Annotated in this window: 16 protein-coding genes and 1 tRNA gene; 5 read left to right on the forward strand and 12 right to left on the reverse strand. The window is 60.2% G+C overall.

Translation table 11 applies throughout. The annotated features are described in order from the left end of the window. The first annotated feature begins 159 nt into the window (after positions 1–159). On the forward strand, positions 160–1,686 hold the full coding sequence (locus K2Q04_RS18685; RefSeq protein ID WP_291166354.1) for a hypothetical protein: 1,527 nt from the start codon (positions 160–162) through the stop codon (positions 1,684–1,686). Positions 1,687–2,068: 382 nt separating this feature from the next. Here the strand turns inward: K2Q04_RS18685 and K2Q04_RS18690 are convergent, their stop codons facing one another. After that, positions 2,069–2,356, reverse strand: coding sequence for a hypothetical protein (locus K2Q04_RS18690; RefSeq protein WP_291166356.1), 288 nt, complete (start codon positions 2,354–2,356; stop codon positions 2,069–2,071). A 335-nt stretch (positions 2,357–2,691) separates the two neighbouring features. Between K2Q04_RS18690 and K2Q04_RS18695 the strand changes: the two genes are divergently transcribed. After that, positions 2,692–3,876, forward strand: a complete 1,185-nt coding sequence (locus tag K2Q04_RS18695) for an OmpA family protein (protein WP_291166358.1) — start codon at positions 2,692–2,694, stop codon at positions 3,874–3,876. Positions 3,877–4,009: 133 nt separating this feature from the next. Here the strand turns inward: K2Q04_RS18695 and K2Q04_RS18700 are convergent. From K2Q04_RS18700 to K2Q04_RS18720, 5 genes are all read right to left on the reverse strand, one after another. Next, positions 4,010–4,084: transfer RNA gene (locus tag K2Q04_RS18700), tRNA-Glu, on the reverse strand. Between the two features lie 109 nt (positions 4,085–4,193). Then, positions 4,194–6,026 (reverse strand): single-stranded-DNA-specific exonuclease RecJ, encoded by a 1,833-nt coding sequence (gene recJ / locus K2Q04_RS18705; RefSeq protein WP_291166360.1) that lies wholly within the window; start codon positions 6,024–6,026, stop codon positions 4,194–4,196. 159 nt (positions 6,027–6,185) lie between these two features. Then, complete coding sequence (gene glpX, locus K2Q04_RS18710) at positions 6,186–7,187, reverse strand: class II fructose-bisphosphatase (protein WP_291166362.1); 1,002 nt, start codon at positions 7,185–7,187, stop codon at positions 6,186–6,188. 35 nt (positions 7,188–7,222) lie between these two features. Beyond that, positions 7,223–8,548: a homoserine dehydrogenase gene (locus K2Q04_RS18715; protein WP_291166364.1), complete on the reverse strand. Its 1,326-nt coding sequence runs from the start codon at positions 8,546–8,548 to the stop codon at positions 7,223–7,225. A 9-nt stretch (positions 8,549–8,557) separates the two neighbouring features. Beyond that, positions 8,558–9,784 (reverse strand): LL-diaminopimelate aminotransferase, encoded by a 1,227-nt coding sequence (locus K2Q04_RS18720; RefSeq protein ID WP_291166366.1) that lies wholly within the window; start codon positions 9,782–9,784, stop codon positions 8,558–8,560. A gap of 403 nt (positions 9,785–10,187) precedes the next feature. Here K2Q04_RS18720 and phaC point away from each other — a divergent pair, with 403 nt between their 5' ends. Then, complete coding sequence (gene phaC / locus K2Q04_RS18725) at positions 10,188–11,996, forward strand: class I poly(R)-hydroxyalkanoic acid synthase (RefSeq protein ID WP_291166368.1); 1,809 nt, start codon at positions 10,188–10,190, stop codon at positions 11,994–11,996. Between the two features lie 59 nt (positions 11,997–12,055). Here phaC and K2Q04_RS18730 read toward each other — a convergent pair whose 3' ends face one another. The 4 genes from K2Q04_RS18730 to K2Q04_RS18745 form a co-directional block, all read right to left on the reverse strand. Continuing rightward, the gene (locus K2Q04_RS18730; RefSeq protein ID WP_092866784.1) at positions 12,056–12,376 is read right to left on the reverse strand and encodes a hypothetical protein; all 321 of its coding nucleotides are present in this window, start codon (positions 12,374–12,376) and stop codon (positions 12,056–12,058) included. A 21-nt stretch (positions 12,377–12,397) separates the two neighbouring features. Further along, the gene (locus K2Q04_RS18735; RefSeq protein WP_291166372.1) at positions 12,398–13,687 is read right to left on the reverse strand and encodes an O-acetylhomoserine aminocarboxypropyltransferase; all 1,290 of its coding nucleotides are present in this window, start codon (positions 13,685–13,687) and stop codon (positions 12,398–12,400) included. A gap of 89 nt (positions 13,688–13,776) precedes the next feature. Then, positions 13,777–13,983 carry a hypothetical protein gene (locus tag K2Q04_RS18740; protein ID WP_092866788.1) on the reverse strand — a complete coding sequence of 69 codons (207 nt, stop codon included), beginning with the start codon at positions 13,981–13,983 and terminating at the stop codon, positions 13,777–13,779. Positions 13,984–14,151: 168 nt separating this feature from the next. Next, on the reverse strand, positions 14,152–14,307 hold the full coding sequence (locus K2Q04_RS18745) for a hypothetical protein (RefSeq protein ID WP_291166374.1): 156 nt from the start codon (positions 14,305–14,307) through the stop codon (positions 14,152–14,154). Between the two features lie 85 nt (positions 14,308–14,392). Between K2Q04_RS18745 and K2Q04_RS18750 the strand changes: the two genes are divergently transcribed. Further along, positions 14,393–14,620, forward strand: a complete 228-nt coding sequence (locus K2Q04_RS18750) for a hypothetical protein (RefSeq protein ID WP_291166376.1) — start codon at positions 14,393–14,395, stop codon at positions 14,618–14,620. 388 nt (positions 14,621–15,008) lie between these two features. Beyond that, positions 15,009–15,770, forward strand: a complete 762-nt coding sequence (locus K2Q04_RS18755) for an arginyltransferase (protein WP_291166377.1) — start codon at positions 15,009–15,011, stop codon at positions 15,768–15,770. An 11-nt stretch (positions 15,771–15,781) separates the two neighbouring features. Here the strand turns inward: K2Q04_RS18755 and K2Q04_RS18760 are convergent, their stop codons facing one another. Both K2Q04_RS18760 and parC read right to left on the reverse strand, forming a co-directional pair. Further along, positions 15,782–16,249, reverse strand: a complete 468-nt coding sequence (locus K2Q04_RS18760) for a hypothetical protein (RefSeq protein ID WP_291166378.1) — start codon at positions 16,247–16,249, stop codon at positions 15,782–15,784. Positions 16,250–16,308: 59 nt separating this feature from the next. After that, the gene (gene parC / locus K2Q04_RS18765; protein ID WP_291166380.1) at positions 16,309–18,558 is read right to left on the reverse strand and encodes a DNA topoisomerase IV subunit A; all 2,250 of its coding nucleotides are present in this window, start codon (positions 18,556–18,558) and stop codon (positions 16,309–16,311) included. Positions 18,559–18,667 lie beyond the last annotated feature (109 nt).

Raw genomic sequence — 18,667 nt, forward strand, 5'->3', positions numbered from 1 at the left:
ACTTCCCGCCCCACGACTGATTTGCGCCCTTTTACGGTTTCCTAACCGCGTTTGGAACCGGGAGGATCGGCCGCAATCATTTTAACAGGAGGCCAGTACGATTCGGATAAACGGCTCGCGGTATTGGCGCTGAGCCTGTGAATGAGGGGTTGATCCGCAATGAAATTGTTCTCGCGTCTTTCAGCAGTCGCCGTATTCGGCATCATCAGCTACGCGAGCGAAGCCCTGCTACCCACGCCGGCAGCTGCAACCAGCGATGCCGCGCGCAACTCTCTGGCTCGGAAGGACTGCAAGCGCGGTACTTTCAAGGACTATTACCTTCAGGGCGAAGGCGGCGATCCACCTGCCGATTACAAAGGTCGCGTCTATAAACTCAGCCAGGATTATCCCTCCGAGCTTCCCGCGAAGGAAGCGTATCCATGGCTAAAGATCCCTTTCAAAGACGGCGGCCCGGTAGACCCAGCCGCTTATCTTCGCGCGCTCTTGGATTATGGCCTTGAAGGCAACGTCGCCGTCGATTTCTACGTCGAGGACAACAAGACGCGTAAATGGTTCGGCTCGCCGTGGATGGACTGGAACACTGAAGTCGCGTCCGACTGGCCTGGAACCGACGGCCGCGAATTTGTTCACGGCTTGACTCATGAGTTCGACTCCGCCGGCAATACCTTCGGCGAAAAGCAATCGGAGTTCGTCGATACTTGGGCGCAGGCCTACGTCAATGATCGATATGCGTTTGCGCTAGGACAGGTTTATTGCGATCCCGACGATCCGAAGCCGGGTGCGCTTAATCCTGATCCAACTGGTTTGAATACCATGCCGGACGGCGCCTTCGTCATCAAACTTCTTTTTTCGACCGTGACCGAGGCGGAATTGCCCACGGTCAAAGGCGCCTTGGAATGGGATGCCCACATCTTCGTCAACAAGAGCCCTCGCTTCCGCAACGAAGGCCCGTTGTCACGCTACGAACGCCGCATTGATAAGGTGCGCCTTATCCAGATCGATCTTCAGGTTCGCGACGAACGCAGCACGACTGGATGGTTGCTCGGAACATACGGCTACGATGGGAACGCGAAGGGCAAAACACCCTGGGAGCGCATGACGCCGCTTGGTTTGCAGTGGGGTAACAATCCGACAGTCACATTTGCCGAAACCTGCAAGGGTCCAAACGGTCCGTGTGATTACGATAAGCTCACCGAACAGTGGATCAATCGTCAGGCCGTGAAAGACTTGGCAACTCCGCCGCTGAGCTTCAATCACCTTGGCTACGGTGGACGTCTCGCCGGTCCTGTCGACAATCCCAAAAGCTCGTGCATGGGCTGCCACCAGACCGCTGGTTTTCCGATGGTTCCGATTCTCGCGGAATTCGCTCCTAACGGCAGTGTGCTTAAGCTCGACGCGGAAAAGCAGCCTGAAACGGCTCAGGGTCTTCGAATGACCTACTTCGGCAATGTGCCGGGTGGCTCGGTCTTCAGCGATACGCAACTCTATTCGAGCGATTATTCGTTGCAACTTGCTATGGGGCTGCAGAACTTCGCCTCGCGCCGCTGCGCGAAGAATGCGGCTCTGCCTCGTCCGACGCTGTGCGATGAGCTCGCCGAGTGGGCACGCTTACAACAGAAGGCAATCGACGCCATCCAGGTGTTCGGCACGCCCGGCGTCGGCGGTGCGCCGATAAGACCGGAGTAGTTGTGGCGCCGCCTAGAACTTGCCAGCCACGAACTAACAACATCAACCGCAGAACGCGCAGCCATCACCGAGATTGCGCGTCGTAGTGCGTGGCCGGGGGATCGAGGATTGCCGGCCACGCACTTGTGCCACCGCCTGAATGCTCGCTTTTGGGGGGTAGGAGGCGGAGCGTCGGCAGCACGCATGGTTAGACTCTCGCGACCACAAATTTATTCCCGCGTCCTTCATCGAAGGGCGGCAAAGGAAGCGAAATGTAATTTTCGCCGCTACGGGGAAGACCTTCCGCGCATATTTGATGGCGGAATGATTGGATCGCATCAGGCGCATTCGTTGCTCGAAGCGCGGGCTTGTTCGGAATTGAACCACTGACGCGTCGAGGCGATCACGCGCTCGGCTTGCAAGGAGCCGGCGGATGACTTGGCTCATGATGAAAATATTTGAGCGTTATATAAGCACCGATCCAAGAGCCGACGATCGCAAATCCCACGTAGACCCAGTTGTTGGTATAGCTGATGACCGCGAACGAAGAGAGCATGTACCAGATGCCGCTCCAATTGGCCGCCGCGAGAGGACGCTTGGAGACCACAGAGGCTGTGAACTTCACATAAGCCGCGTCGGTTGCGGCCGTCGCTATCAGTACTCCAGCTCCGATCCAGGGCTCGAAGATCATTGGGTGCTCCTTTTCTGGGCAATTTGCTCTGGGCCGGCAACATCGCCTTAGCGGCAATTCAGAACGCGCGATCAATCGACAAACCAACTTACTTGGAAGCTCTGCATGAAGATCGCGTGCCTTGATGATCTCCAAGGCGAGTCTATGCGAGATCTCTGAGGGTTGCGGCTTAAATCCAACGCCGGCAGTTTATGCGGTGACGACTTGATCTGCTCGGCGCGCTGCGAGTACCGCGCCGGCATGCCGAGCGACCGGTGCCAATTGGCCGAAGCGACCTAATCTTGAACGAAATTGATGTAAGAATGGTGTTGTATCCGTTCTGTAGGGCATCTCGTATGCGCGCCAGACTTTTGTTCACCCTGATCCTCCTTCTGCTCAGCAGCTTCGTTGTGCTGGCGCAGGTCGGCCTACTCACGTGGCCCGTGGAGCTCACAGTCACCCTGGACCTGGGGATACAAAAGAAATGGAGACAAGAGGCGGGGCGCGATGCCACGACGCCCAGCGCAACGGCCAAGCGCGTTGCTAAGGAGAATGCGCCTCCGCAGCAGTCCAAATCAGAAACACCTGCAACCACAGCCGCAAAAGAAACCGGCGCATCCGATGCGCCGTCTAGGCAGACTCCCACACAAAAAAATTCAGACGCTCCGGCTTTGACGATCGCACGCATTGCCTCGAACGGCCCATCCGTGTTCGGAGGTACTGCAGCCCCATTTTCAAACGTGACCGTTCTGGATGGCTCGACGCGGATAGGTACTGCCACGGCCAACGACAGGGGCGACTGGTCGATCGTGACGGAATACCAGTTCGCGAATTCCTCACCCAATATCAGTTTGCGCGTTGAAGCAAATCCTGAGACTGCCGCAGCGACGGCGTCCGAGCCGCCCAAGACTGCCCCCCCTCCGCCACTGACTGCGTCAGGTCATGAAACACCAGCAACTCAGCTACTGAAGAAGTTCGAAGGCGTCGTAGCCGCCGCTCGAGAGGAGTCGACGCATCAAACCACAGCAGTGACTCCAAGCGCGACGAGCGAACAGGGCCGAGCGGCTGACGTTCAGTCCTCTCACCCGACGGAAGCGCAGGCAAGTCAGTCGCCGGTCACGCAGCCGTTGCTTTCGCCCGCTTCGCCTCCGGCGCAATCGGCATCACAACCTCCACTCTCGCAAATGACTGCTACGACGATCCCTGTCCCGATTACCTTCGTCTACAATGAAGCAACTCTGACGCCGGAAGGACGTAGCGCCGCCACCCTGCTGCTCGAATTTTTGAAGTTGAAGAAATTCGCGTCTGTCATTCTGTCCGGCCACGCCGACGAGCGTGGCCTACCCGATTACAATATGGAACTCTCCCACGAGCGGCTCGTCGCCATTGAGCACGTGCTTCGCAATGGTGGCTATCAAGGCAAGCTTCAGTTGGTGCCGAAGGGCGCGACCGAACCCTTCACGGGAGTCGACAGGAGCAAATATCCGCTCGAAGAGTTGTACCAACTTGACAGGCGTGTCGAACTCCGCGTTGCGAACTGACGGAGACGGCAGGCCAATGAACGTGCGAAGTGTGCCGCAACGGCCGAACAAATCTGGAGCAAACGTCAGAATGGGACGCCGGACGAGAACTCAGGATGGGCGGAAAAACAATGACTAAGTCATTGAAAATATTTGGCGCTCCCTAGGGGAATCGAACCCCTCTTTTCAGAATGAAAATCTGACGTCCTAACCGATAGACGAAGGGAGCGGCCCTCGGCTTGAGGAGGCACCCTATAGTCGGCTTTGACCGTCTTTGGCAAGCCGACCGCGCGCGCATTTTTTGCGACAGGATGGGCATAATCGCCGCGGGTCATATTTTACTGGCTGCGCGGGTCGGCGGCGTCCTCAATTTGCAGCTCAATACGCTCGCGGCCGCCCCAGGTATCGCGGCGCAGGTGGCCTGCGACGTGAAGCGGCATCCCGCTCGCCGACATCAAAAGATCGCCCAATGGCTGCCCGGCGGCCCGGAATGCGACGCCATCGAGTCTCGCGCCATCGCCGCCTTCGAGAATGACGCGGATGTGGGCTTCGGCGATGAGCTTGCCGAATTTGACGCGATGTGCCGGCAACGCGAAACGCGCTTCCGAGTTGCCCTGGCCGAACGGGCTGACGCGCTCGATCAGATCCATCAGTTCGCGCGTCGCTCCGGACGCGACGATCGAGGCGTCGATGTCGAGATGCGCGGTGTCGCCCACGCCCTTTGCAGCCGTGCCGAGCTGGCCGAGCAGAAACTGCTCGAGCGCCGGGAGCCCTTCTCTGCCGACCGTCAGGCCGGCTGCCATTGCGTGGCCGCCGCCCTTGGCCAACAGGCCTGCAGTCACGGCCGCGCGAATTGCGGCTCCGAGATCGATGCCGGGGACGGATCTGAGCGAGCCCGTACCCATTGCCGAGGCCTCCCAGGCGATGACGCACGCGGGTCTGCGAAACCGTTCGACAAGGCGGCTGGCGACGAGACCGACGACGCCTTTGTGCCACGTCTCCGAAGCAACGATGAGGATTGCACGGGAGGGATCATCGGCGACCTGACGGTCGGCGATCGCAAGCGCCTCTTCAAGCACGAGCGTCTCGATGTCCTTGCGTTCCTTGTTGAGCCGATGGAGCAGCTCGGCGATGCGTTGCGCTTCGACGGGGTCCGATGTCGAGAGCAGTGTAGCCCCCAGCGCGGCGTTGCCTATGCGGCCGCCGGCGTTGATGCGCGGCCCGAGAATGAAACCCAGATGGTAGGGCGTCGGGGCGACCGTCAGTCCTGCTGCGTCTGCCAATGCCGTGAGGCCGACATTCTCCCTCGCGCGCATCACCGCGAGGCCCTTTTTGACGTAGGCGCGATTGAGCCCGATCAAGGGAACGACGTCCGCGACCGTTGCGAGCGCCACGAGATCGAGCGACGCTAAGAGGTCGGGTTCGCGTGACGCGCCGTAGTAACCGCGCTTGCGCAATTCCCGCGCCGTCGCGACGAGCACGAGGAACACGACACCGGCGGCGCAGAGCATCCCCTGCCCTGAAATATCATCCTGACGGTTCGGATTGACGACCGCCTGCACCTCCGGCAACCGCTCATCCGCCTGGTGATGGTCGATGACGACGACGTCCGCGCCGAGTTTGCGCGCGACCGCCAGCGGCTCGTGACTTGTCGTTCCGCAGTCGACCGTCACGATGAGCTTTGCGCCTTCCTTGACGAGCGTCTCGATGGCGGCTGCGTTCGGTCCGTAGCCTTCGAAAATGCGGTCCGGGATGTAAATGCGCGCGGGAGTATCGTGATGCTCGAGAAAGCGCTTCATCAGGGCGGACGAACACGCGCCGTCGACATCGTAGTCGCCGAAGATCGCGACGTTCTGTTTCGCTTGGATAGCGTCTGCGAGGCGCGCTGCGGCTTTCTCCATGTCGCGGAGCGAACTTGGATCGGGCATCAGCGCTTTGAGCGATGGATCGAGAAAGGTTGCGACGTCGTCGAGCGCCACGCCGCGCGCCGCGAGTACGCGGCCCATCAAATCCGGCAATCCGTGCCGCTGACTGATGGCCGTTCCGAGCGGCCTCAAGTTTTGCGGCAAACGCTCGCGCCAGGCGAAGCCGCGCGCGCTTTTGTCGACGCCGAGAAACGCACGCTCTTCGGCGCCGCCGTCCAAATCAATCGCCGCGAGATTCGTGCGCAATCGAGTGCCCTTTTGTTTGCGCACGTCGACTCCGCTGCGCGGAGCCGGCCGCCGTGCGCATTTGATGAGGTTCAGGTTGTAGGTCGATTCGGTCGGGGCAGCGGCAGGCGGCTCGCGTTGTATCCACAAAATATGCGAGCCGACGATGCCGGCGAAGCTTTACATGAACCGCGATCCGACGTTGCGGACGGTTGACTTAATGCGGCGGACGGTGCCCGTCTTCGAGCGCATCACGACCGTTTCGGTCTCGGCGAAGTCGCCGCTGATCCTGACGCCCTTCAGAAGCGAGCCATCAGTCACGCCGGTTGCCGAGAAGACGACGTCGGCCGATGCCATGTCCTCGAGCTTGAACTTCCGATTGATGTCGGTAATGCCCATTTTCTCGGCGCGGACGCGTTCCTCGTCCTTCATGGGAACGAGACGGCCCTGGATCTGGCCGCCGATGCAGCGCAACGCGGCGGCTGCGAGCACGCCTTCCGGAGCGCCGCCCGAACCCATGTAGATATCGATGCCGGTTTCCCGTGGATCTGTCGTCCAGATGACGCCTGCGATGTCGCCGTCCGGAATGAGTTGCACGCCGGCGCCGGCTTCACGGACGGCGCGGATCAGTTCGGCGTGGCGGGGCCGGTCGAGAATGCAGGCCATGATCTCTTGGATCGGCACACCCTTCGCCTTGGCAAGTGCATTCAGATTTTCGGCGGGAGATGCATCGAGATCGACGACGCCTTCGGCGTAGCCAGGGCCAATGGCAATCTTGTTCATGTACATGTCGGGCGCGTGCAGCAGGCCGCCCTTCTCGGAGATCGCGAGGACAGCGAGCGCGTTTGGCATCGATTTCGCGCAGATGGTCGTGCCTTCGAGCGGATCGACCGCGATATCGACTTCCGGCCCCTCGCCCGTTCCGACTTTCTCGCCGATGTACAGCATCGGCGCCTCGTCCATTTCACCTTCGCCGATGACGACGGTGCCCCTGATCTCGACGCGGCCGAGTTCGCGGCGCATGGCATCGACCGCCGCCTTGTCGGCTGCCTTCTCGTTGCCGCGGCCGCGCAGATGCGCCGCCGCGATTGCCGCGGCTTCGGTGACGCGGGCGAGCTCGAGCACCAAAATCCGATCGAGACCCGGCCCGTGAGTGCCGTTCGATTGCTCAGCTCTGCTCATATCCTTGTCCTTCTCGCGGGGGCTAAATGTGAATCCTAAAGCTCTTCAATTCGTATCATCTGCGGACGCTCGGTGACGTTGCCGTCCTTCTCGATCGTTTCGAGAGCCAGGCGCATCGCTTCCTCGGTCGTCTCATGCGTAATGATGATGACCGGCTGATCCGCGCGGTTCTGGAACCGCGAGCTACCGCGCGGCGCATGCAGCGTCTGCGGGCGGTGTTGTACGATACTTTCGAGCGAAATACCCCGGTCGCCCATGCTTTTTGCGACGTTAGCCATGGCGCCGGGCTTATCGTAAAGCGCCAGCCGGACGTAATAGGACCCGTAATGCTGGTCGAGCTTGGCGCGGCGGTGCGCTTTCAGCTGGGCGACGGGCGTGACGAACGGCGGCACGACGAGACCGCGCGCGATATCGAGAATGTCTCCTGCGACTGCCGAGGCGGTCGGCTTCGCGCCGGCACCCGGACCGACAAGCAGAATATTGCCGGAGAAATTACCGTCGATCGCAACGGCGTTCGTTACACCGGAAACTTCGGCGATGGCGGAATCCTTGTTGATCAGGACAGGCGAAACGCGGGCTTCGATGCCGGTTTCGGTTTCCATCGATACGCCGAGCAGCTTGATGCGATAGCCGAGGCTGTCGGCCGCCTCTATGTCCGCCTGGGTGATCGACTGGATGCCCTCGACATGGATCTGCTCGAAGGCGACCCTTGTTCCGAAGGCGAGGCTCGTCAACAGTGCGAGCTTGTGAGCGGCGTCGAAGCCGCCGATGTCGAACGTCGGATCTGCCTCGGCATATCCCAGCGCCTGCGCTTCCTTCAGGACATCGTCGAAGGCACGATTTTCACTCTGCATCTGCGTCAGGATAAAGTTGCAGGTGCCATTGAGGATGCCGTAGACGCGCTTGACGCGATTGGCGCCGAGAGCTTCGCGCAGCGTCTTGATGACCGGAATGCCGCCTGCGACCGCCGCTTCGAAATTCAACGCGACGCCGTTCGTCTCAGCGAGACGCGCAAGCTCGACGCCATGCTTCGCGAGCAGCGCCTTGTTGGCGGTGACGACATGCTTCTTGGCGCCCAACGCCGCTTCAACAGCTGCCTTCGCGACGCCGTCTTCGCCACCGATCAGCTCGACGAAAACGTCGTTCGAAGGATCGCGCGCGAGCGCGACGGGATCATCGAACCATTCGACGCCATCGACCGCAATGCCGCGCTCCTTGCCTTTGTTGCGCGCGGAGATGCCGGTGACGCGGATCTCGCGGCCGACAATGTTCGCGACGTGAGTGCCGTTGGCCTGAAGAAGCCCCAGCAGGCCACCGCCGACCGTGCCTAGTCCGGCTATACCAAGTTTGAGAGGTTTCATGGCTTATGATTATCGGCTTGCGGATTTTCTGGGATGAGACACGGGCTGCGTAGGTTCGGCTGATTCCGAGAAGAGCTTTTTGATCGACCGCGCAGCCTGACGAATGCGCTGCTCGTTTTCGACGAGAGCGATGCGAATGAACCCCTCTCCATATTCGCCGAAGCCGATACCGGGCGATACGGCGACATCGGCTTTTTCGATGAGCAGTTTCGAGAACTCGACCGAGCCCAGATCGCGATAACGCTCAGGCACCGGCGCCCAGGCGAACATCGTTGCGGGAGGCGGCGGAACGGGGAAGCCTGCCTTGCCGAAGCTCTCGACGAGCACATCGCGGCGGCTCTTGTACATCGCGCGAATTTCGTCGACGCACTCCTGCGGACCGTTGAGAGCGGCCGTCGCCGCAACCTGGATGGGCGTGAACGCGCCGTAGTCCAGATACGATTTCACCCGCGCCAGCGCTCCGATGAGCCGCTCGTTGCCGACGGCGAAACCCATCCGCCAGCCCGGCATGTTGTAGGTCTTCGACAGCGACGTGAATTCGACGGCGATGTCTTTGGCGCCCGGCACCTGCAAAATGGAGGGCGGCGGCACGCCGTCGTAATAGAGCTCGGCGTAGGCGATGTCCGACAGAATGATGATGCCGAGCTTCTTTGCGAGCGCGACGGCTTCTTTGTAGAAGTCGAGGCCCACAACCATCGCCGTCGGATTGGACGGGAATGAAATCACGACCGCGAGCGGCTTCGGGATCGAATGCTTTATCGCGTGCTCGATGGCGCGAAGAAAATCGTCGCCATTGCTCGCCGGGAGATGGCGCACGGAGGCGCCGGCAATGATGAAACCGAAGGTGTGGATCGGATAGGTCGGGTTCGGCACCAGAACGACGTCGCCGGGCGCGGCGATGGCCTGCGCGATATTGGCGAAGCCTTCCTTCGATCCGAGCGTCGCCACGATCTCGGTTTCGGGGTCGAGCTTCACGCCGAAACGCCGTTCATAGTAGGCGGCCTGCGCCTTACGCAATCCGGGTATGCCTTTCGACGCCGAATAGCGATGCGTACGCGGCTTATTGATCGTTTCGATGAGCTTGTCGACGATATGTTGCGGCGTCGGCATATCCGGGTTGCCCATGCCGAGATCGACGATATCAGCGCCGCGCGCGCGTGCGGCCGCCTTCAAACGGTTCACTTCCGCAAAGACGTAAGGGGGCAGGCGCTTTATGCGGTGGAACTCTTCGCTCAAAGATCTTTACCCCTCGGCGCCGCAGCACAGGCGGCAGTTAGTGTCGGCTCTCGCGCGAAGTTCGCAAGTGCCGGCTGGAACCAATTCAGACCGGGCGCTCCTTCGCGACAGGGCCCGGCGAATGCCTCTTTACGCTTGCGCCCTACGTCCCGTCCAGTCCGCAGCGCGCCGCAATATGCAACGGCCTCAAATCCCGCTTCCCTAACTTTTTTTCGCATCGCGGGAGCAAACGTGCCGCGGCCACGGTAATGCCATCTCCGCCTACCTAATCGGGAAACGCCGGCATGTCCGATTCGCCCTTGATTCCACGTCTGCCTTGACTGCACTGTCGGTTGGGGTTTCAGCAGAAACGGGCCCCTAGCCTGCGTCGACGGGACAAGAATAGAAAGCCTCTGAAGTCGCCATGCCGCAAGACAGCCACGAGCAGCCGCCCCACTTCTCTCCGTATCATATCTCGGACCCCAAAACGTTTGCGTCGAACCTCCTCCAGGCATTCGAGCGGGGAAGCGCGGCCTTTGCTCAGCTCGCCGAGCGCCCGGACGCGAAAATCGGCCCCTACACGCCGGCGAGCGAGTTTTCCGCGGCCACCGAAACGGTTTCGGCGCTGGTGAGGAAATGGCTTGCCGATCCGGTCAAGCTTTCCGAGGCGCAGGGGGAATTCGTCAGGCAGTTCGCAGCGCTTTGGAACAACGTGCTTCAACGCATGATGGGGTTCGGCGTGCCGCCGCTCATTCAGCCTGCTACCGGCGATAATCGTTTCAAAGATCCGGAATGGGACAATAATCCGTACTTCGACTTCTGCAAGCAGGCGTATCTCCTTGCCTGCAAGTGGGCAGAGGATCAGTTGGCGGCGACGCCGGACCTCGAGCCCTATGAGCGCCACCGCGCCGAGTTCTATTTGCGGCAGCTGACGAGCGCCTACTCTCCGTCGAATTTTCCCGCGACCAATCCCGAAGTTTTACGCGAGACGATCGCGACCAACGCTCAGAACCTGCTCAACGGGGCGAACCTGCTGGCCGAGGATTTGAAGCGTTCGGGCGACCTGATGAAAATCAGCCAGACCGATCCGACCGCATTCGAACTCGGCCGCAACCTTGCGACGACACCGGGGAAGATCGTTTTTCAGAATGAGCTTTTGCAGCTCATTCAATACGCCCCGACCACGGAGCAGGTTCGTTTCCGGCCGCTGATCATGGTGCCGCCGTGGATCAACAAATATTACATCCTCGATCTGACATCCTCGAAGAGCCTCATCAAGTATGTGGTCGATCAGGGCTTCACGGTTTTCGTCGTGTCGTGGGTCAATCCGGACGAGCACCTCGCCGATAAGACATTCGAAGACTACGTGCTCGAAGGCATTCTGGAAGCTGTGCGCGCCGTTCAAGAGGAGACGGGCGTCGAGCAGATCAACGCGCTTGGCTATTGTGTCGGCGGCACGGCGCTTTCGACGGGCCTCGCTTATCTCTCCCAGCGCGGCGAAGAGCCTTTCAAATGCTGCTCGCTGCTGACGACCCAGGTCGATTTTTCGCTCGCCGGCGATCTGCTTCTCTTCACCGACAATTCGCAGCTCGAGGGCCTCGACGCGCTGATGAACGAGCGCGGTTTTCTCGACGGTTCGCGCATGGCCAACGTCTTCAATATGATGCGGCCGCGCGACCTCATCTGGCCTTACGTGGTCAACAACTATCTCCTCGGAAAGAAGCCGTTCCCGTTCGACCTGCTTTTCTGGAACCAGGACTCGACGCGGATGGCGGCTGCCAACCACAAATACTACTTGCGGGAATTCTATAACGAGAACCGGCTCGCGAAGGGCGAGATGACGCTCGGCGGCATCAAGCTCGACCTCAAAAAGATCAAGCTGCCGATCTTCTCGGTCGCAACGCGCGAGGATCATATCGCGCCGGCCGCTTCCGTCTTCCGCGGCATTCAGATGTTCGGCGGACCCGTCGAATTCGTGCTCGCCGGTTCTGGGCATATCGCGGGGGTCGTCAACCCGCCCGAAAAAGTGAAGTACCAGTACTGGACCGGCGGCAAGGCGATGACGAACGTCGGCAGTTGGGAAGCGTCAGCCACGGAGCATCCCGGATCGTGGTGGCCGTACTGGATCGATTGGCTGTCGCAGCAGTCCGGCGGCTGGGTTCCGGCCCGTGTACCGGGAGCGAAGCTCGGCATCATCGAGGATGCACCCGGTTCTTACGTCAAGGCTCGCTAGGCTTGGTTCGCGGCCTGCGGCCGTTTTGGCCGTAGGCTCGCCCAAACTCGCGGTGCCGATCAGGCCAGTTCGAATTCACCTTCGTAGTCGACGGGCCAGAGCACGGTGAACTCTTCGCTGTCGATCGCCCGGAAGGCGACGGCGTTGACGTCGAGTTCGTCGGCCGCGTCCTCGACGATCGGCTCGATCTTTTCCCAGACCTTCGCTGCGTTCTTCGCGAGCAGGATGAGATTGATAACGCCGTCTCCCGGCTCGTGGCCGTCGACTTCCGCCGAGGTCGAGTTGCCCAGGGCTTCGATCAGGCGATCCTCGAGCGCGATGACCCTCTCGAGAGTGTCGTCGTCGTCGCCCTGAAATTGGAGGACAAGCTGATGGTTCATGGTTCCTTTCCTACCCGGCGTCTAAACGGCGTTAAGCGCCTGTTCGAGATCGCCGATAATGTCGTCTATATCCTCGATACCGATCGATAGCCTCACAACGTCCGGCCCCGCTCCGGCGGCTATCTGCTCGTCATCCTGTAACTGTCGATGCGTCGTCGATGCCGGATGAATGACAAGGCTTCGCGTATCCCCGATGTTGGCGAGAAGACTGAAGAGCTTCAACCCCGAAACCAGCTTCACGCCCGCTTCATATCCGCCTTTGACGCCGAACGTGAAGACGGCTCCCGCACCTTTTGGACAAATCTTTTTCTGGATTTCGTGGCTCGGGCTTCCCTCAAGCCCAGCGTAGCTGACCCAGGCAATTTTGGGATGGGCACGGAGCCATTTCGCTACGGCCAGAGCGCTATCCGACTGGCGTTGCATTCTGAGCGGCAATGTCTCGACGCCGGTCAGCAGGAGGAAGGCGTTGAATGGCGAGATTGCGGGGCCGAGGTCGCGCAGTCCGAGGACGCGCGCGGCGATCGCAAAGGCCATCGGGCCGAAAGCTTCCGCCAGCTTCACGCCATTGTAGGAGGGGTTTGGGTCGACCAGAGATTTATAACGATGGCGGCTTCCCAGCCAGTCGTACGTTCCGCAATCGATGATGGCCCCGCCGATCGAGTTGCCATGGCCGCCGATGAACTTCGTGAGGCTGTGGAGGACGATATCGGCGCCAAAGTCCTTAGGCTTGCAGAGGTAGGGCGTAGCAAGCGTGTTGTCGACGATGAAGGGAACCCCGGCCTTTTTGGCGATCGCCGCGATGGCTGGAAGATCAACGATAACGCCGCCGGGATTGGCGATGCTCTCGCAGTAGATGGCCCGCGTCCGGGGCGTGATCGCGGCGGCGATGGATGCTGGATCCGTGGCATCGGCCCATTTGACCTGCCAGCCGAACTTCTTGAACGCGTGATTGAACTGATTGACCGAGCCGCCGTAGAGCTGCCGTCCAGCCACGAACTCGTCACCCGGCTCGAGAAGCGTGTGGAACGTCAAGAGCTGTGCGGCATGCCCGGACGCGACCGCGAGTGCCGCGGAACCGCCTTCGAGCGCTGCGAGGCGTGCCTCCAGCACGGATTGTGTGGGGTTCGTTATGCGGGTGTAGATGTTTCCAAACGCCTGCAGCCCGAACAGCGCGGCGGCGTGGTCGACATCGTTAAATACGAAAGATGTGGTCTGGTAGATCGGCGTTGTGCGTGCGCCGGTCGTCGGATCAGGTGTCGCCCCTGCATGAACTGCAGCAGTCGCGAATTTCTGGGTTGGCGTGGACGACATAACCTTTGAGCTCCTGGTCGCGAAGTTGCCGCGAAGGAGGAGCCGAGTCAGGGCAAGCCTGTCAACTGGTTAAGCTCGTCCACACCGATTCAAAGTTTTGCGAATTGCCCGGCAATCCCGCAGTGCCACTTCTGAATGGTCCAGTTCGGGTGTTCACCGATCCACTTCGCCATCTCGATCTGTCCGGTCGACATGCACTGCTGCGCGCTGACGTTTTCGCCCTCGAAATTCAGGGTGACATCTCTGCAACGGGACGGCTGATCAACCATGCAGACGGCGACGACAAGCTCAATCATAGGACCTCCAGGTGTAGATCTCACGACCGCTCGTTAAAGCGGTCCGTCAAGCCCTGGGAGTTTCCTCGAGTCTGCTTTTTGTTCGTTCGCGGGAAGAATAGGCAAAGTATGAAGGAAATAATGCATTGCACAAGAACGCGGCTGTCGCAGTCCTTGCCTATTTCGGCGTCACGTGAAATTTGTCGCGGCGATGTTGCCGAAACACCCCGCATCGGGCGGCAAATCGTATCGCATGCGCCACACTTTTGCCTTGTCAGAATGGGCATCGCATTCGATAAGCAGCGCGAAGGCAACAATTGATTCGAATTTTGCCGGAACGACCACGACTGATCTTGTGCGAAGTCGGGGGTCGGGGCGATGTGACCGGGGTAAAGTCGCGGGGCGGACTTGTAAGGCGGCAGATCGGCATATGATTAATCAAGGGGCTGAGGCAGCCCAAAGTGCAGCGTTCGATGGCGTACGCGCATCTCAAACACCAACCGTCGGGTGGTTCGTCCGGCGTTCAGCGCTCTGGATGGGCATCATCATCGTCGCCATCGTGCTTGCGTGCACGCTTTACGCGCTCGCAAGCCAAGTCGGAGCCGATGACATCCGCGATGCGCCAGGATACACCGCGGGGCCGACGCTGAAGGTTTAGCCGAGCCTCAGGTTTTATCAGCCACTCACGACTTGCCGGTCCACTCGCCGATTGCCGGGATGCGCCACGTCATGCGCTCCACTTGCGATTCCTTATGCCATTTTTGGCTGCGCGCCGTTTTTCATGCCGCGTTCAGCACGGGCTTGTTATGCTACAATCCAGTTTTGTATCTTCCTGGATGGTACGGGGGCTTTTGCTTGCAATTAGTAGTGGGTTGTTCTCACCGCATTAGACCAATTTTTGAAATAACTAATCTTTTCTCGCGCAGCCGGATAAATTTGCCTGCGGATTTATTATTGTTGCTGCGGGGCTGTCACCGATACCTTGAATTTGGGCTCTCCTTACTCCAATCATCTGCGATCGGTTCGAGCCCGAGGGACGCGTCGGAATGACGGAGCAGCAAAAGAAGTTTCCAGAGTTCTATGTAACCGCTCCGCAGCCTTGTCCTTATTTGCCGGGCAGGCTCGAGCGGAAGCTCTTCACCCATTTGACTCACGACAAGCCGCCTGAGCTGGTCGACCGCCTTCTGACGACGGGTTTTCGGCGCAGCCAAAACATTGCGTACGTGCCCTATTGCGAAGGCTGCCAAGCCTGCATCTCGGTGCGTGTGCTCGTCGATGAATTCCAGCCGGACCGCTCGATGCGCAGGAGCTGGAACAGAAACTCTTCGCTGATCGCACAGCGCACGGCGCCGACTCCGACGATGGAGCAGTTCAAGCTCTTCCGCGCATACATCGATGCGCGGCACAGCGACGGCGGAATGGCGGACATGACGATCCTCGACTATCGGATGATGGTCGAAGATACGGTGATCGAGACTTTCCTCACCGAGTACCGTCAGAAGCCGGCGGACGCGACGGATCTCGATTTCGACTCGTGGCCACTGAAGGCCGTCGCGCTCTGCGACCGGCTCACGGACGGCATCTCGATGGTCTACAGCTTTTACGATCCCGCGGACGTCGACGCCGGTCTCGGCACCTACATGATCCTCGAGCACATCGCGTTCGCCCGCCGCATCGGGCTACCGCACGTGTATCTCGGCTACTGGATCGATGGTTCGCGTAAAATGGCCTACAAGACCCGCTTCAAACCGCAAGAGCGCCTTGGGCCCGACCGGTGGGAACGTGTCGGCGACGGCGAGGAAGACTGAAGCCGAAGTTCCTATTTCGCGAGTTCGGCATCGAGTTTTTCGAACATGTAATTCCACTTGGCCGACTGCGTATCGACCAGCATCTTCATGCGTGCGCGAAGCTCGAGCAGCAATGCACAGTCGGGTGCGGCCGCAGCGGCGCCTTCCTGGCCCATCGACGCGATCGCGGATAGCAATTCGTCCGTCGTCTTATCGTAAACAGCCGTCTTTTCGTCTCTCACGAACGGCCTTGCCTGGACGATGAAGTCGTCGTGCGTCCAGTTGCGCTTTTCCTTGAGCTCGCGCAGCTTTTCCTGAAAAATGGGCCGGTTCTGGTTGTTCAAGTCGCGCAGACTGCCGGACGCCGTTTCGACGACGGACTCGAAATCTTCCTTGGCACACGTCGCCGACGTTTCGTCTGCCCGAAGACCGGAGCAGCACGAAACAATCCCCAGACCTATTCCAGCGGCGATGGCCGCCCGTCCTCTGAACCCACCCATGCCGGCAGTCGTAGCTTCGCGCAGGCAAAGCTACAAGCGCCGTCAATCAACACCCTGAATCAAAAGCGCGGGCCGAATGAATTGGAGCGTGGGAAACCCTTCGGCGCCACCTTGCCCGCCTGCGCGCGCTCGCCTGACCACTCCTTCAATTCGCTCCACGACAGAGTAAATTCGCGGCCTGCGCTGTCGAGCCAGGTTAGCCCCGCGGATTTCTTGAAGACGCGGGCATCGGACAGCGCACCGTCCTTGAAGCGCTGAAGGATGACGCCTTTACCGCGCGTCATTTCGTTGACCTCGTCGAGCTTGAAGATCAGGAGCTTGCGGTTTTCGCCGATGGTCGCGACGTGATCGCCCTCGACCGGAACGCAGACCCGCGCCTCCTCAGGCTCCGTGACGTTGAGGATCTGCTTGCCCTTGCGCGTCGAAGCGATGACTTCCTCTTCGGGGACGATAAATCCATAGCCGCCGGTCGACGCCACGAGCAGCTTCCGCGATGAATCGTGGACGAAGATCTCCGCGACATCGTGATTTTCTTCGAGGTCGATCATGAGGCGCAAAGGCTCGCCGTGTCCGCGGCCGCCCGGAAGGGCGTTGGCTTCGAGAGTGAAGAACCGGCCGTTGGTCGCAAACAGGACGAGCTTATCTGTCGTGAAAGCTTTCAAGGCGCGCTTCAGCTCATCGCCCTGCTTGAATTCGAGCTTCGACAGGTCGTCCTGATGGCCCTTCAGCGCCCGCACCCAACCCTTTTCGGACAGGATGACCGTTACCGGTTCCTTCTCGACAAGCGCTGCAGCGAGATCGACTTCAACCTCGGGTGCGTCATCGAACGTGGAACGGCGCTTACCGAGAGCCGTCTTCTTCGAATATTTCTCGCGCGTTTCCTTGACCTCTGCAGAGACGTGCTCCCACTGCAGTTCTTCGGATTTCAAAAGCTGTTTCAGCTCGCGGCGCTCTTTCGAAAGCTTGTCGTGCTCGGCACGGATCTCGAATTCCTCGAGCTTCGACAGCGAACGCAGTCGCAAGTTCAGGATGGCTTCCGCCTGGACTTCGCTGAGGCTGAACTTCGAGATCAGCTTCGCCTTCGGATCGTCCTCGTGGCGGACGATGCGGATCACCTCGTCAATGTTGAGGTAGGCGATCAGATAGCCGGCGAGAACTTCAAGACGGTGCTCGATCTTTTGCAAACGATGTGTCGAGCGGCGAACAAGAACCTCGATGCGATGCTCGAGCCATTGCCAGAGCACGTCGCGCAGATCGAGCACGTTCGGGATCTGCCCGCTCGACAGCACGTTCATGTTGAGGCTGACGCGGACATCGAGTTCCGTCACGCGGAAGAGGCTTTCCATCAGCAGAACGGGATCGACCGCACGCGTCTTCGGCTCGAGGACGAGACGGATCTCTTCCGCACTTTCGTCACGCACATCGCCAAGAAGCGGCAGCTTCTTCTCGCTCATCAGATCGGCGATTTTCTCTACGAGCTTCGCCTTCTGCACGCCGTAGGGAATTTCAGTGACGACGACCTGATAGCCGCCACGCGTGGTTTCTTCCTTCGCCCATCGCGCCCTGACGCGGAAGCCGCCGCGGCCTGTCTTGTAGGCTTCGAGTATCTGCTCGCGCGGTTCGACGATGACGCCGCCCGTCGGGAAGTCGGGGCCCGGGATCAATTCGACGAGCTTCTCGATCGTCGCGTTCGGGTGCTTGATCAGATGCAGCAGCGCTGCGCACAGCTCGTCGACGTTGTGCGGCGGAATGCTTGTCGCCATGCCGACGGCGATGCCGGTGGCGCCGTTTGCAAGCAGGTTCGGGAACGCCGCCGGCAGCACGACCGGCTCGTCGACGCGGCCGTCGTAGTTCGGGCGAAAATCGACCGTGTCCTCGTCGATGCCCTCGAGGATCAGCGCGGCAGTCTCGGTCATGCGCGCTTCGGTGTATCGCCCGGCGGCCGGGTTATCGCCGTCGATGTTGCCGAAGTTTCCCTGCCCGTCGACGAGCGGATAACGAACTGCGAAATCCTGCGCGAGGCGCGCCAGCGCGTCGTAGATCGCCATATCGCCGTGCGGATGGTAGTTACCCATCACGTCGCCGACGATCTTAGCGCACTTGATGTAGCCACCCTCGGGATTGAGGCGCAGTTCGCGCATCGCATAGAGGATGCGGCGGTGGACAGGCTTCATGCCGTCGCGCACATCCGGCAGCGCGCGGTGCATAATGGTCGACAGAGCATAAGCCAGATAGCGCTCTTCGAGAGCGGTCCGGAGTTCGACAGGCTCGATCGGGCCGTCGCCCGGAAGAATCGGTTTTGTGGTCATGGCGCATTCCCTACAGTGCCTCCGAGGCGCCCTCAAGCCTCGGCGACCTTGGGCGACCTTCGGTCGTTACCACCAACAGCTAAGACTTCAGCCGCCGCGCCATTTGGGC

The organism is Hyphomicrobium sp., from assembly GCF_019753045.1.
Taxonomy (GTDB): Bacteria; Pseudomonadota; Alphaproteobacteria; order Rhizobiales; family Hyphomicrobiaceae; genus Hyphomicrobium_B.

What these genes read in the sequence shown, in the direction of transcription:
- K2Q04_RS18685 (WP_291166354.1), top strand. Translation starts at nt 160, where the DNA reads ATGAAATTGTTCTCGCGTCTTTCAGCAGTCGCCGTATTCGGCATCATC.
- K2Q04_RS18690 (WP_291166356.1), bottom strand. Translation starts at nt 2,356, where the DNA reads ATGATCTTCGAGCCCTGGATCGGAGCTGGAGTACTGATAGCGACGGCC.
- K2Q04_RS18695 (WP_291166358.1), top strand. Translation starts at nt 2,692, where the DNA reads ATGCGCGCCAGACTTTTGTTCACCCTGATCCTCCTTCTGCTCAGCAGC.
- glpX (WP_291166362.1), bottom strand. Translation starts at nt 7,187, where the DNA reads ATGAGCAGAGCTGAGCAATCGAACGGCACTCACGGGCCGGGTCTCGAT.
- K2Q04_RS18715 (WP_291166364.1), bottom strand. Translation starts at nt 8,548, where the DNA reads ATGAAACCTCTCAAACTTGGTATAGCCGGACTAGGCACGGTCGGCGGT.
- phaC (WP_291166368.1), top strand. Translation starts at nt 10,188, where the DNA reads ATGCCGCAAGACAGCCACGAGCAGCCGCCCCACTTCTCTCCGTATCAT.
- K2Q04_RS18730 (WP_092866784.1), bottom strand. Translation starts at nt 12,376, where the DNA reads ATGAACCATCAGCTTGTCCTCCAATTTCAGGGCGACGACGACGACACT.
- K2Q04_RS18735 (WP_291166372.1), bottom strand. Translation starts at nt 13,687, where the DNA reads ATGTCGTCCACGCCAACCCAGAAATTCGCGACTGCTGCAGTTCATGCA.
- K2Q04_RS18740 (WP_092866788.1), bottom strand. Translation starts at nt 13,983, where the DNA reads ATGATTGAGCTTGTCGTCGCCGTCTGCATGGTTGATCAGCCGTCCCGT.
- K2Q04_RS18750 (WP_291166376.1), top strand. Translation starts at nt 14,393, where the DNA reads ATGATTAATCAAGGGGCTGAGGCAGCCCAAAGTGCAGCGTTCGATGGC.
- K2Q04_RS18755 (WP_291166377.1), top strand. Translation starts at nt 15,009, where the DNA reads ATGACGGAGCAGCAAAAGAAGTTTCCAGAGTTCTATGTAACCGCTCCG.
- K2Q04_RS18760 (WP_291166378.1), bottom strand. Translation starts at nt 16,249, where the DNA reads ATGGGTGGGTTCAGAGGACGGGCGGCCATCGCCGCTGGAATAGGTCTG.
- parC (WP_291166380.1), bottom strand. Translation starts at nt 18,558, where the DNA reads ATGACCACAAAACCGATTCTTCCGGGCGACGGCCCGATCGAGCCTGTC.